This window comes from Pseudomonas sp. DG56-2, from assembly GCF_004803755.1.
Lineage (GTDB): Bacteria > Pseudomonadota > Gammaproteobacteria > Pseudomonadales > Pseudomonadaceae > Aquipseudomonas > Aquipseudomonas auratipiscis.
In genome coordinates, this window is sequence record NZ_CP032311.1 from 165,218 (window position 1) to 179,452 (window position 14,235).

Consider the following 14,235-nt stretch of genomic DNA (forward strand, 5'->3'; position numbering starts at 1 on the left):
TGTTTTTCTTCCCAGGCAGCGGCTGAAGCGTTAAGCAGGTAGCCGAAACTCAGGGGCACAAGTAGTAGACGGCAGCAGGCTTTAAAGCTCACGCAGACTCTCCGCAGGTTGAATGTTTATCGCCCGTAGGGCACCGATCAGGGCGACCAGGGCAGCGACAAGGAAGGCTAGGAACAGGGCAACCAGGCCATGCCAGACAGTGATGTGACAAACGAACGTGCCCGTGGCCTGGCTGCTGCCCAGCAGGTGGTCGAACAGCAGGCTGCCGACAAAGTAGCTGGCCAGCCCGCCGAGGTAGCCGACCACACTCAACAACAATGCTTGCAACACCACATAACCGGCCACCGCCGCAGTGCCGAAGCCGAGCAGGCGCAGCACGGCAAGATTGCGGCGCTTGCGATCGATGTTGGCCAGGAAGGCACCCACCAGCGAGGCGATGCAGCCGATCAGCGCAGCGCCGGCAATCACGCCGAAAATCAGCCCCAATACGTGGTTGATCGCTTTGACGCTGTCGATTTCGGCCAGGCGGCTGCTGGTCTCGATGCGTTGCCCGTTGAGCCAGCGCTCCAGCGGTTCGACGCTATCGATATCGCGAGCGTAGAGGCGCGCGCGGGCATAGCCGACCTTCACGCCATCCATGGCTTTGCCCGTGACGCCGCCCAGACCTGCGACCTGATAGCCATCCCGGTAATACTCAAGCTCAAGCAGAAGCTGCGGGCTGACGAACGCTGCCGGGCGCGCGAATCGTGCGGGTTCCAGTACCGCCTGCACTTGCAGGGTGCGTTCACCGCGTTCGTTGATGCCGTCCATACGCCGGGCCACGCGCAGGCGCACAGTGTCGCCGGCCTTGGCCGCCAGACGCTCGGCAGCACGCGCACTGAGAATCACCTGATTGCCTTGCAATGCGCTCAACGGCGATTTGAGTAGAGGGTCGTTGGCCTGTGTAGGGATAACTTCAACGTTGTCGGCAAAACGGCCTCGCTCACCCAGCAAGTCAGCCTGGGTATTGAGCGAGCGAGTCTGACCGATGGCGAAAGCAACCTGGGGCTGTTGGCGCAGATTATCCAACCATTGATTGTCGTAATGACCGCTGCTGAGCATCTTGATTTCAAGGTTGCGCGGGTCGCTCAGCAACTCTTCCTGCAGTTGGCTGACAACGCCATGTTTGAGGCCGAACAACAGCAGCAGCGGGGCGATCACCGCCACCAGCGACGCAGCCATGCACAATGTAACCTTGCGGTCGTGCCACAGGTCCGCCAGGGATAGCTGGGCCAGCAGGGCAAGGCGCTTATACCAGGGGTTCAAAGCGTGTTTCTCCTTCCCCGTTGACAGCACCCAGACGCGGCAATCCGAAGTGTTCGATCAAGGCCCAGTCGTGCGAAACCACTAATGCGCTCAGGCCCAGCTTACTGACCAGACTGAGCAGCAGCTCGAACAAGCGGCGAGCATTGTTTGGATCAAGGGCAGCCGTCGGCTCATCGGCCAACAGCAGGCGCGGCTCGTGGGCAATCGCGCGGACGCAAGCGACACGCTGGCGCTCACCAATGGACAAAGCCTGGGGCAATTTGTCGAGCAGCGGGCCAAGACGCAGCGCATCGACGGCCATATCCACGGCATCGCTGCGACTGTTCAAGCCGAGCAGGCGTCGAGGCAGACGAATATTGTCGCGCACGTTGAGAAACGGCAGCAGGCCACCATTTTGCAAAACGAACCCTAACTGCCGCGAGCGCACTGCTGCCAGCGCTGGCTGTTGGTCGTCGGCGAGCAACCGCGCCACATCCAGGGCCTCAGGGCCCAATTGATAGCGCTCCAGCGATTGTGGGGCCAGCAGCAGGCCGATAGCTTCGAGCAGGGTGCTCTTGCCACAGCCGCTTTCACCGGTTATTGCGTAGATCTCGCCTTGCTGTAACTGCAACGTCTCAAGTCGCACTTTGTGCGACTGAGGTCCTTGTCCGCGTTCTACCAACAGTCCCTTGATATCTAGCATGGAACTCAGGGCATCATTTCAAGCGGAACAGGGTAGACGTTGTCGCGGCTGTCGCTGCCGGGCGCCAGCGCCACCCAACGATCCACATCAGCGTTGTAGCGCTGGTAGTGGCGAAGCTTGGTGCTCAGGTTGCGAATGAATTTTTCCTGGGCCAGACCATCCAGGCCTTTCCAGGTTTCTTCATCCAGATTGAGCACTTCACTCTGGTAAGGCAGGTCTTCCAGGTACTCACCCAACACGCCGAGGTCCGCGACACGGGTGGTCGAGCCTTGCTTGAGCTGGTTAGGATCGGCACCCATGGTGGCGGCCACCGAACGCAGGCGGGTGAACATTTCGCTCGGCGAGATCATGCCCTCGTTGGCTGCATCGACGATCTGCTTGAGTACATCGCTCAAATCACTGAGCTGGGCCTTGGTCAGCAGAACCCGCACATCGGTGGTCGGCAGGTTCTGTTTGATCAGGTCGCGGTCGCTGATCCAGGCCTGGAATACCGGTGGCGCCTGAGTGCCAGTGGTTTTGCCGAGGTAGGCCAGTTGCATGGCATGCCCGATCAGCGCGGCATCTTCGAGCATCTTCTTCTCGGCGGGATCAACCTTGGCATTGGTTGCGCTGCCAATGGCATCTTCACCCATGTAGGCCGACTTCACTTGTTGAGTGATAGCGGCGGCCAGGCCGTCGACCTTGCGGCCAAACGCTTCCACGTCGCCGGCGTTCACCGGGTAGTAGAGCGAAGTGCTGGTTCCAGGGTAATTGGACAACGCACGATACTGGGCTTCGGCACTGCTGTGGTTCTTCATGCCGCTGGGGGTTTTCAGGTGCAAGGTATAAAGGGCGACGCCAGGGTTGCTGGCTTCGATCTTGACCTGCTCGGCACCCAGGCCGGTCCCCGAAAGCTTGTCGGTGCCATCGATGGCACCAGCGTCGGTGATAAGCACCACGTAGCGGGCGCCGAACTGGCTCCATTCCACCTTATCCACAGCGTGCATCACGCCCGCGTAGGCATCTTCATCGAAGGTGCTGCTGGAAACTTTGGCCTGCTTGAGGTCAGCGACCTTGGCCATGAAGTCAGCACCGTCGGTTACGGTGTTCGGGTCGGCGTACATCTTGCTGACGTACTCAAGCCCAGGCACGGCCTTGGTGCTGGAACGGTAGGCGACCAGACCGAACTTGACCTGCTTGCCGAGATTTTCCTTCTCGATCTGTGCATACACCCGCTTGATCGCCTCGCGGGTACGATCGATATAGGGATCCATCGAAATCGTCGAGTCGATGACAAAAACCACTGCTGCGCTGAAGGCCTTCATCTGGGTCTTGGTGGCAGCAGCCGTGTTTGCGGTCGGTGTGCTGGCCGCGTCAGCCTTGCTCACCGAGGCGACGTTGAGAATGCGGGTACGGAAGCCTTCTTCTGTCATGACTTCTTCGCCGCTCAGCACTGGCAGCAGGTAGAAGTTCTTCTGCAGGTCGACGAAGTATTCCGGTTCCTGGGCCAGCACACCTGGCGCATCGACACCCTTCTTGAGCTGGGCACGCAATGGCGCGACTTGGCTGACCGGGTCTGGCGCGTCAAGAATGCCTTCGAGCTGGCTGCGTTCCTTGAAGAACATCAGACGGTCACGGTTGGCCGGGTTGGTGAACGCCAGGGTCAGTTGCATCTTCCATTCGACGGTGCAATCACCTGGCAACCAGCCAATGCTCTTGCCCTGGGTATCAGGGCCGACGCGAAGCCATTCCTGCGCACCAAGCGTGCTGCGTTCGTACACGTAGAAGCGGCTGAAGGCGGGCTGCGCGGTGCCAGCTGCATCACCAGCGGCGGTACCGAGTTTGCAGGTGGGCGTGGTCAGCACGCGCTGGAACAGGGTCTTCTTGCCGGCTTGCAGCAACGGCTGATCAGCCGCCTGCAAAACCGGGCTCAGGCTCAAGGCCAGCAGAGCGGCGCTCAGGGTGCGCAAGTGCAAAGCCATTACTTGAGCTCCTCGTAACGCTGCTTGGCGTCGGCGTTGGTTGCATCGAAACCGAGAATGGTCTCGTACCAGTACGCCGCAGTGGCATTGTCTGGCGCCTTGAAGCATTCACTTGGCTGGTGAAACTTGGGGTCGTACTCGTGGGCGTAGGCGGTGGCGATCAGAATATCGCCGCTTTGCGCGCGGTTGGCGTACAGACGCTGAGCCACGTTGCAGTTGTTGTTGGCCTTGGCCACGTTGATCACTTCCAACAGCGCTGCGCTACCTGGGGCCTTCTGAATACAGCTTTGGACAAAGGCCAGTTCCTGCAGGCTCTGCATGCTTTCCAAGGAGCACGCTGGTGCTGGCGCCGTTGTCGTCGTATCAGGTTCAGGCGCTGGCGGTAAGCTGGCCACTGGCTCGGGCTGCTGCTTGAACCACCACAGACCAGCAGCAACTGCCAGCAGCACGATCAACAACAGCAGTAGTCCCGGCATCCAGCGACTTTTCTTCACTGACGCAGCGTTAGCCGACACAGGTTCAGAAATAGGTTCTGCAGTGATGGGCGTTTCGATCAGAGGTTCCGGTGCAGCGTCAGAGAGCTCCGGCTCCGGTACGGGAATTGGAGCTGGAGCTGGAGCTGGAGCTGGTGCAGGTGGCGGTGTTAGCTCGGGCTTTTTCGCCCCAGTCGAAGCGATGGAAGCCAGCAAGTGCTTGTCCAAACGCACCATGGTTGCTTCAGTCTGACCCGCGTGATTCAGCGTGATGCGGAAGTTGGCATTGCCGCTGGCAGCCAGCAGCGGGTCGATCAGATCCGGGCCAACCTGAACCTGTAGGGCGTCCGTACCTTCAGCAGGTGTCAGCCCCGGCAGGGCGAACCAATGGGCAACGGTTGTCCACTGTTTGCCTGGCTGCAAAAACTCACGGGACTGGCTGCTTTGCACTGAATACTCCAGCCCTTCGCTGGCGCCTGTCCAACCGCTGAGCCGCAGCCACCCCATGCCCGGCGTGTTGTCGTCCAACGGCAGCACATCAACTTTGATACTCATGCAATCAACTCGCTTCGAATGTGTTCAACAGAACAGCCAGTTGGCGGCGCTGCTCAGTGGTAATTTCGGGGTCGGCGCCGCTTTTGGCGTTTTCCTGAGTGAGCCAAGCCAGGCCCGACAACCAATCCACTTGGTAGCGTTGTTCCTGGTGGGTCGGCTGCTCTGACAATTGCGGCAGGTCGCCCGCCGGTACCGAGCGATAGAAGCTGAACACTGGCGTCCGGTCGCCCAACAGGCTGTTGGGCCGCTCGGCTTCAGGCTTGGCAAGCAAGCCGAACCAGGAAAGGAAGTCACGCATCAACAACTGAACGGACAGCACCTGACGCTGCACCAGTTGGTCACGGTGAATGCCACCTTGCGCACGGCGCGATACCGCAAGATCCAGTTCCGCCATGAAGGCGTTGCTGCGCACAGCACTGATCAGCTCTTCGGTGAGGGCATCGACCAGTTCTTTGCTCATGCGCAGGCTGTTGAGCAGCAGAATGCGTGTGCCGACATCACGCATATGCTTGATCCAGGCCTTCAGCGCGGCGCGGGCGAAGCGTTGCTCAGGTGTCAGGCGCTGGGCCAGGGGTTTCTTCGCGGCTGCGGCAGACTCAGCCTGAGAGTTGGCAAACATGTTGCCGAAGTTCAACGCAGGTGCCTTGTTGGCGGGCGCCCTGTGTGCCGGCTCTGGTTCAGACTCCGCTTCGGCGTCCAAACCATCAATGTCGTACACGCCACCCAGGTACAGCTCGCGCAGTTGCTCGACAGGCAATTGCAGCGCATGGATCAAATCCCCGATGACATCCGGGTCGGCGCCCAGGTTATCGAGCAGGTATTGGGTTTTCTGGCGTTTCTTGTTCAGCAGTTGCTCGAAGTCCTCTTCGCGCCAGACGTGCATGCCGTGTTCCAGAAGGTCGGTTCGGCACTGATGTAGTTGTTCCTCGATGCGGCTCAATTTGAAGTCAATGTTGGCCACATTCTTGAAGTTGTCACTGAATCGAGTAATGCCGCCGTTGTTCAGGCCCAGCATCGCCGCGAAGGCTTCCTGCGGATCTTTCACATGACGTTGAACGGTAGGGTGGCCGACGAAGGTCTCGGTCAAATCCTGCACGTGCTGTTCACTGTGGAAAGCACATTCATCGCCGTTGGCATCCCTGTCAATGAAGGTGCAGGCGAATCGGGGCTTGCGCACCAGGAAGGTGTTGTTGAACGGCGCACCCGACCAGTCTTTCATCCATTCCAGATTGCCGAAGCGCTCGATCAGCGTCATGGTCATCATGTTCTGCCAAAGCTCAGGCAGCGCTTGCTTCTTCTTGTCGTGGGTTGTGCCGATGAATACATCGAGCATGGTCAGCGCCCAGATAAGTCCCGGTGCTCGGTGGCTTCGTTCTTTGGGTGTTGCACCTTGAGTGGTTTGAATCCAGCGTGTCAGCACCGGGCCGATGGTGACCACATCCGCCTGTACTTTGGTACTGGTGCACATGACCAGGGCGTTCATCTGCTGGGTGTCGCTGTAGCGCTCGAACAGATAGGCGACCTTGCCACGCAAGAGCAGGTTCGAAACAGGATTGGTTTCCTGGATGCCGGACCCTTGGGCTTCTTCGATTTTCATCAATTGAAAACGGGTGCGGTAACCAGGGAAGTCGAGCAGGTCCGCGTCTTTGAGCAAGTCGGCCTGGGGCTGGTTGGTCAGGCGGAAGGTCATCTCCACCGTTAACGCGGCCAATTGGCCGATGGTTATCCCAACAGGTGTCTGAGGCTTGCCGTCACGCATCGGCAGGATGGTAATCGGATTGTCGCGGCTGGTGCCCAAACGCCCCAGCGTGTCGACGTTCATGATGTTCTGAACCTGAAGGTAGGTTCCGTCCACTTTTTCGACCAGTGCGCTCACTGGAGCGAACACCGTCTGCGGGTGCCCCAGTTTGTGCAGCGCGCCAACCAACTGCTCGTAGACTTCAGTCAGCAGCGATTGCTCGCCCCAGAGGATCGAAAACAACTTGGCGCGCTGACGGTAATTCAGACGCGGCGCCAGCTTCAAAACGCGCGGCCAGTAAGTCTCGCCCAGTTTGCGTACCGCCTTCTCATAGTTGCCATTGAGATAGTCCCAAAGCGCAACCACATCGTCAGCGCTTACACCTGGCTGAAGGTTTTCTGTTTCACGCCCCTCGAATCCCGAAAGGGCTGACTGAATACGTTGCTCGTCGAACTCGTAATCGAATTTGTCCTGGTTGAAGTCTTCGAACCAGGTGTTGGCGAGCATTTTCGCTACTTCGATTTCGCTGAACAGCTTCAATTCCACGGGATAGTTGGCATCAGGGCTAGGCTGCGCCGAGGAACTGAATCGGGTCACTACACCGGTAGCTTCCTTACCCGAACCTGGAGGGTTGACGTGCTCAAGGAAGTTGAAAGGCTCCCCTGCGAAGTCTGTCGTCAGATTGCCCTCAGTGTCGGCAGCCAGAGAGGAAATCAGGTACGACTTGCCAGCCTGGGACATGCCGAAAAAGCCGATTACCATCGGCGTTTCAGCGGCCTGTTGCAGGTTCTTGGCCAGGTTGCGTGCGCGGTGCAGGCGCAGGCTCAGGCCGTCGGCCTCGGCCTCGACACTGGCGGCGTTGCCACGGACCTGTTCGATCCACGTCAGTGCTTCGCCTGCACCCTTGTGGACGGCGCCCCAAGCGCCGGTCAGTTGTTGCTGCTTTGGCGTTAGTTTGCTCATTTTCCTTTGACGTTCCCGCTGTCGAGCCAATAGTCACTGTCACTCAGGTTGCCGGTAGGCATGGTGTTGAGTGAAAGCTCAAGATCCCGTTCGAAATCGAAGTCGGCATCCTGAATGTTCGATTTCAGATCAGAAATAATCAGCTTGTCGCTGATCAGTCCTTGCTCGAGCAGCAGGTCCGAAGGCTCGTCTACCGCCAGGCGAATGCGCAGCACCGGCGCTTCACCATCCTTGCCAACAGCCTGGGAGAAATTTCGACTGCCACGAGTGGTGAATCGCAGGGTATAGAGCGGCGAAGCTGACCAGCGCTCGGCGGCCAGTTGCCGGTAGCCCAGGTGCATATCGCCACGCATTTCCAGCCATGGCGTACCACGCTCTTCGCCCTCGCCGACAACCGGCAACTCGATGCGGCCGCGGTCAGAGGTAAGGTTGTGATAGAGCACATCGCCATGCTTGATGGTGCCGGCGTTATCGATCTGGCCGAAATGCTTGACGGTCGAGTACGGCTTGAGCGCAGCGGTGCGGAAATAGAAGTTCGGCACACTGTGCTTGGCACACAGCAGGCAAATCATGGCGCCAACCGATGCCGTGCTTTTCGGGTCGTCGATCAGGCCGTTCTTATGGAACGGATACCAGCCACCGGTGCGGTAGTTCTGCAATGGCAGAATGCGTCCCGGAGGCAGGGGCAGGCGTTGGCGAATGAATGCCTGGATACCTGGCAGGCGTGACGGACGCCCGGTCAACAGCAAGACGTCGCACGGATAGTGAGAAATCACCTCGCACAATTCGCTCAACACCTTGGTGATGTTGATCTGCCCGCCAATAAAGGCCAGATGCACCTCTTCAAGGTTCAGCGCGAGCGGCGTACTCAGCAGCTCCAGCGTGCCATCCCGGCCGACTTCACGGCGAACCGCAGCATTGACGAATTCCAGCACACTGTCGTTGACCTTCGCCTCGCCGAGCAGTTGTTGCCAACTTTGTTCGACCACGGGCAAGGGTGTTTCAGGATCATATTGTTCATAGGCCTTGAGCAATGCCAGGCCCAGCGGTACGAACACCTGAAGGTTGAGTTGCTGGCGCAGAACTCGTTCCTGGGCACTGGCTTCGCCGTTACCGCACAGGCGCGACATCAGCGCATCCGGGGCGGGTACACCGGCTTGCTGCAAGGCGCGCTTGAACGAAGGCAGAATGAATTCGCGGATCACATCCAGAAGGATGTCGTCGCCAGCGATCTTGAAACCATCACGAAAGCGTTGATCAGGCACGATGTGCACGTTGGCGCCATTACCGCCATTGGCACCACGATCCAGACGGTAGTCAGTAATCACCACGTCTGTGGTGCCGCCACCGATATCGATGGTCGCCAGGGTTACTTGTTCGCTTTCGGTTTTGTCCGGACGGGCCAGCGTGGCGAAAAACTCTTCCGGGTGACCGGCAAAGTTCTCGCTGATCTCGTTGTACAAGTAGACCAACTGGCCGCAACTGGCCTCGTCCCATTCCACACGGATGCTCGGCAACGGCGTGCGCGGTACGACGCTTTTGTCCTTGAATGGGTTGCTGTCACCTTCATGCCAGCCGAGGCTTTTCCACACCAGGCCGACGGCTTCGAACATCCGATTGCTGAGGATGCTGCGCTCTGCCTGGGGCATGCCTGGCGGTACAGTCAAGGTGATGCTGTTGAGTAAGCGCGGTACCCGGGCATGGCCCTGGCGTGAACGCTGTGCCGGGCTGTTGATTTGCGACAGCGCCTGGGTCACGACTTCGGCAAGCATGAAGGTCATCAGGTTGCTGCGCGAATAATGCGGGGTGAATACCTGCATATCGTTTTTTGGCGGCAGGTACAGGGCCTGGCCGAGGTCGTTGATCAGGTTCGAGAAAGGTGCGGCGATCGCTTCTGGTTCGTCGCTGGCTTTCAAGTAGGCGGTATTGAAACGCCAGCCATGACCGTAGGACTTCTCGTCCCACAAATAGCGTTTCGGGCTGGACAGCCCGGTGGACCCTTCGGTACCGCGACGGCGACTGGCCAGGCGCGCTGCCTCACCACCAACGCGAGCAAAAGTCGGCCACTGGAATGCATCGTGGCGGCCGCTCTTGCTCGACAGTTGGTCATTGCCGAAAGAGGCACGAGTGAATTCGACCCGGCTTTCGAACGCCTGGTTATAGATATGGTGTGGCTCGGTCAGATCGCGCAGTTCCAGCACATAGTTGTTGCGCATACCTGCACCGGCCTGGCCGTGGTCCTCAATCAGGATGCCGCAGGTCCGCGAGTTGCCGACGTCCAGCACCAAGTCAACCTTGATCGGCAGTACGATACCCTGGGCATCGTTGGCGACTACTTTGACTTCCGGGATCTCGACCTTGGGCTTCTCGGTGCTTTGTTCGGCCGGGGTAGGGCGACGTAGCAGGCTCAGCAGGTTGAGGTAGTGGGCGATGTGACGGTTGCCTTGCAGCTCTCGGTCCAGGCGCTCACGCGTCCATTCGGCGCGAGCGTCGGTGTACAGTTCGGTCAACCATTCACGGATCCAGCTATTGGTCAGAAACCAGCCATACTCGCGTGCGCTGCAAGCCACCTTGAAGGCCACACCGGAGCGTACGTCTTCTTCGCTTGGCGCCAGGTAGGCGGCGCCTTCGACGTTCTTCATGATGCGGCAGTCGAAGGCCAGGGTCAGGCGGTGGGTATTACCGTCGAGGTCAGGCTCAGGCAACTTGACCAGCCGCATCCGCGACCAGTTGTTCGGCCCTTCGTCATAACGGTATGGCGGCATGAAGCGCAAGAAGGGAACCGGTAGCCAGATGCCGTCGAACAGCTTAAGGCTCTCTTCCATGCTCAAGCGGAAATGGTTGTCTTCGGTGGAGTCGAACTCCACCTGAACCACTTTGTCGGGCTCGGGCTCGTAGAAGTCCTTGTATTCCTTGGACCACAACAGGCGGGTCGGAACCATGCCATTGTTGAGCTGAACGAACTTGCCGGCCTGTTCATCGGGCCCCAGGTACAAGGCGAAGTCCATGAACTGAATTCCGGTATCGCTGACCAGCGTGACCGTTTCTTCGAACTGAGTGATTTCAGGCAACATCGTATGCGCTTCTCGTGTTATTGGCCGGCTTGTTCCATCAGCATGTCGAACTCGCTCGCACCGTAGTTACCGGTGCAGCCGGCGATGCTGTTGGCGCCTGGTTTGCAATTCACTTGGGGGAGGTCGTAGCTGCTGCCGTCAGCACAAGCTGCTTGCGCTTCACTGGTAATCGACAAGTTGCCGCCATTCATTGCCGCTACTACCGGAGCATTGCAGCGCACGCCGTCGGGGCGTTTTACCGTGGCCTGGCCCTTGCCGTTCTGGAAGTCGTACTTGAGGCTCAGCGGCTTGCCGGTGCCCACTTCCTGAATGCCGGCACCGTTGTAGTTGCCGTTAAGGAAATCTGCAGCGCCGTTGCCTGCATTGGGCGGAATGGTCAATTGGGCCGACTGAGGTTGCGGCTCGTCTGGTAGCTCAGGTGGTGTTTGAGGTTGTTGGTCTTCAGCAATTTGTGGCGGCGTGGGCGCTTTGTCGTCCGGGGGTTGAGGCGCTTCGGTTTTCGATGCGTCGGCCTGCGGGTCACCCGTTTCCGAGTTATTGGACTCAGGCGCTTGAAGCACGCCGGGCTCAGGAGCAGGCTCGATGCGTCCAGCGTCACCTTGGCCTTGAATCAGACCCGTATCGGTATTGGTACCTATTACCGCGCCCGGCACTTGTTGGCCATTGACTGAAGGCTCGATTGTTTTTCCGCTGGGAATGTTTACCTCGTGTTTAGGCAGCTCGGCCAGCGGCAACCCGCCAAAGCCCAAGCCTGGCCAGCAACCACGTAGGCCGAAAAGCAAGGCCAGCAACAGCAACAGCGCCAACAGCCAGAGCAAATACCGCCACCAGGGGCGTTTGGCGACTGCGTTGATAACCGGTGCGACTTCGGGCTGTAGGGGTGGCACTACGGGTGGCACCACGGGCGGTACTGGCGGCGGCGAAACAGGCTCGACGACTTTGGCTGTTTTTGGATAGAGGCAGTGCAGGGGCTCTCGGCTGCGTTCGGCGCCAGCGTGAATAAAACCCCAGAAAGTCAGAACAGGCTTGCCATCGACCAGGTAAACGAAATTTTCGTCAGGGAAGGGCACTACACAGGTCAGCAGCTTGCCGAACACCGTCCGGTCACCTTGAGCGCCAGGTTTGGTCCCCGGTTTAGGTTGACCATTGGCGTCCAGACCCAGCAGGTCGTTGCTCAGGTCGATAATTTTGCTTTGCAGCAGTTCCAGCTGTGCACGAGCCGGTGCGCGTTCTTCTTCGGTCGCGCTGCTCCAGGGAATAACATCGCCAAGGCGATCGCTGTACCAATCGATCTTGCTGCCAAGCTCGTCGGTTTGAGGGATTGCAAGGTGCTCGATCAGCTCGGGATGGTCGGGGTTTTTACGCCGAATCGCTTCACGAAGTTGTAGCGCAGCCCGGTAGACCGGTTGACCCGTTTCTCCCAGTGCAGTGAATTGTTCACTTTTACCGCTGCGTAGCAGTACTCCGCGCATCCTTGTCCTACCCTTTCGCTCTTCCAATAAGCATCGGGCGCCCCCTGTGAGAGAGGCGCCCGAAATGTTGAGCAACACTAACGACATGCGCAGAAGTCGTCAATTCAAATGGATGGCAAATTGCTATGTGTTCCGTATGGCAGGCCTTGCACCGTGATCCGGGGTAAACAAGCAATCAAACCTGGCTGTCTGGTGGGGGTAGAAGCAGCGCGCATTCAGGTTATACGTCTGCTGCGCAGCCGACCGCGGAGCAGGGCCCGCGCCTGCCGGTCATGGATTGTTAAGGTTACTGCAGGCCCGCTCTTCTATGCCATCAAGCAAGGCTTCAACCAGCCCTTTGGCCATCTCCACTGAATGCAGGGTCGACCAGAGGAAGTTCTTGTTGGCCGGATCGATGTCGTCGAAGGCTTTGTAGCCGGTGTCGTAAGCGCAGCTCAGGTACAGCGAAGCATGCACCAGCGCATCATGGGCAGCGATGCCGGAGCAGACGGCGAACAGGGGAGAGTGTCCCGCCTGGCAACTGCCAAAGATGGTGTTGGCGGTGGCGACGGAATGACCTAAAGGTGGGTCGGGGACGATTTTTTTCATGTCAGTACTCGCTAGTTGGAGCTGACACCATCACCCGTTACCACACGAATGGGTGGCAGCTGTACACGGAGTGGTAAACCGGGTGCGAGCTCCCAGCAGGCCCGAAGGCCTCCCGCGTACAGCCGCCATAGACTGCACAAGAAATCGCAAACCCGGGTTACCACACCCGATCACCGAGTTTTCGGTGACGGATTGGAGCCTAGAGGGACGAGTTCCTAGGGACAATCAGACGGACATCGACAGACCGAGTAGGGTATTTCCTAGGACGGCCAAACAGCCAGTAATTTCGAGCGTTCGAAATAAAATCTGACATTCATGCATCAACAGCAAAGAAAACTTACGGCTTGTAGGTAGACTCTCTGGCGCAGCGCCGTGCGCGCCTGTTCATTGATGAAGCGTTGAGAGGATAGAGAATGAGTCTCTGGGATGACCTGAAAAAGAAAGCCGTCGACGCCAACCCCGAACTGGCTGCCAAAGCAGCTCAGGCATTGACAAAAGCCAAGGAGCTTGCAGTCGAAGCTGGCCAGAAGGCGGCGCCGGTATTAAAGGAAGCCAGCGAGAAGGCCGCCGCCTACGCCAGTGAAAAGACCCCCATCCTCAAGGCCCAGGCACTCAAGGCGATAGATGATGCCAAGGTGCATCGCGCCGAGCTCAAGGAGCGTGCCAAGCACGACAAGGCCGCACGCGATGAAATGATTCGTACCATGTACGACGTCAGCCTGTCGGCCGAAGACCCCAACTTCATCGATGAGCCGTTCAACCACTTCGACCGCCAATTGCACTTCTTCGTGCTCAGCGGGCACGTGCTCGATAGCCAGAAACGCAACCAGACGCACATGAGTGCCAGCCATTCGCACAGTTCCGGTGGCGGCTACATGATCAATGGTTACGGCTCGGTGGGTGGCAGTTCGTCATCGATGCATGTCAGCAGTCACAACATTCAGGAGCACGAGTTCTGGGTTCGCCTGCAGGACGACCGGGAAGCGTGTTTCCAGTTCAGCAACAGTGATGTGCGCATTCGTGAAGGGCAGTACATCAGTATGTTGTTTGCGCGCCCGGCCGATAGCCAGACCGGCACCATGGTTGCGCTCTACAACCACAATGCGGAACGCAATTTCAGCATCTTCTCGCCGGCCGAGATCAACCAGAAATTCAACCTGTACACGGTGGAGCCGGGGCTGTTCAACAGAACGGAAGTAACCAACACCCGCAACCGTCTGCTGCAGGCGTTGGACTTGCGCCTGGGCCAGTTGGCGAGGTATTCGGCGGTGCACGGCAATGTACCGGCGCAGGGCCAGTTGATTGAGGGCGAGGCACAAGCCTGAACAGGGTGTTGCAGGCACAAAAAAAGGCCCAGGTTTTTACCTGGGCCTTTCATATATATGGCGCACTCGGCGGGATTCGAACCCACGACCCCTGCCTTC

General features: G+C 58.7%; 9 protein-coding genes. 1 reads left to right on the plus strand and 8 read right to left on the minus strand.

Annotated features, from left to right (window positions below; genetic code table 11):
• Nucleotides 1-81: 81 nt before the first annotated feature.
• From D3Z90_RS00735 to D3Z90_RS00770, 8 genes are all read right to left on the minus strand, one after another.
• Nucleotides 82-1,305: an ABC transporter permease gene (locus D3Z90_RS00735; RefSeq protein ID WP_178084168.1), complete on the minus strand. Its 1,224-nt coding sequence runs from the start codon at nt 1,303-1,305 to the stop codon at nt 82-84.
• Nucleotides 1,289-1,987: an ABC transporter ATP-binding protein gene (locus D3Z90_RS00740; protein ID WP_136473955.1), complete on the minus strand. Its 699-nt coding sequence runs from the start codon at nt 1,985-1,987 to the stop codon at nt 1,289-1,291. Before D3Z90_RS00740 ends, D3Z90_RS00735 begins: the two co-directional genes overlap by 17 nt.
• A 5-nt stretch (nt 1,988-1,992) precedes the next feature.
• The gene (locus D3Z90_RS00745; RefSeq protein ID WP_136473956.1) at nt 1,993-3,948 is read right to left on the minus strand and encodes a vWA domain-containing protein; all 1,956 of its coding nucleotides are present in this window, start codon (nt 3,946-3,948) and stop codon (nt 1,993-1,995) included.
• Entirely contained in the window at nt 3,948-4,976 is a 1,029-nt protein-coding gene (locus tag D3Z90_RS00750; protein ID WP_136473957.1) for a hypothetical protein, read from the minus strand. Before D3Z90_RS00750 ends, D3Z90_RS00745 begins: the two co-directional genes overlap by 1 nt.
• 4 nt (nt 4,977-4,980) lie before the next feature.
• The gene (locus tag D3Z90_RS00755) at nt 4,981-7,677 is read right to left on the minus strand and encodes a virulence factor SrfC family protein (RefSeq protein ID WP_136473958.1); all 2,697 of its coding nucleotides are present in this window, start codon (nt 7,675-7,677) and stop codon (nt 4,981-4,983) included.
• Nucleotides 7,674-10,751 carry a virulence factor SrfB gene (locus tag D3Z90_RS00760; protein WP_136473959.1) on the minus strand — a complete coding sequence of 1,026 codons (3,078 nt, stop codon included), beginning with the start codon at nt 10,749-10,751 and terminating at the stop codon, nt 7,674-7,676. Before D3Z90_RS00760 ends, D3Z90_RS00755 begins: the two co-directional genes overlap by 4 nt.
• Before the next feature lie 17 nt (nt 10,752-10,768).
• Complete coding sequence (locus D3Z90_RS00765) at nt 10,769-12,223, minus strand: SrfA family protein (protein WP_136473960.1); 1,455 nt, start codon at nt 12,221-12,223, stop codon at nt 10,769-10,771.
• Nucleotides 12,224-12,493: 270 nt separating this feature from the next.
• Complete coding sequence (locus D3Z90_RS00770) at nt 12,494-12,811, minus strand: DUF3077 domain-containing protein (RefSeq protein WP_136473961.1); 318 nt, start codon at nt 12,809-12,811, stop codon at nt 12,494-12,496.
• 413 nt (nt 12,812-13,224) lie between these two features.
• On the opposite strand from D3Z90_RS00770, the gene D3Z90_RS00775 reads away from it, so the two are divergent.
• Nucleotides 13,225-14,136 (plus strand): hypothetical protein, encoded by a 912-nt coding sequence (locus D3Z90_RS00775; RefSeq protein ID WP_136473962.1) that lies wholly within the window; start codon nt 13,225-13,227, stop codon nt 14,134-14,136.
• Nucleotides 14,137-14,235: the final 99 nt, after the last annotated feature.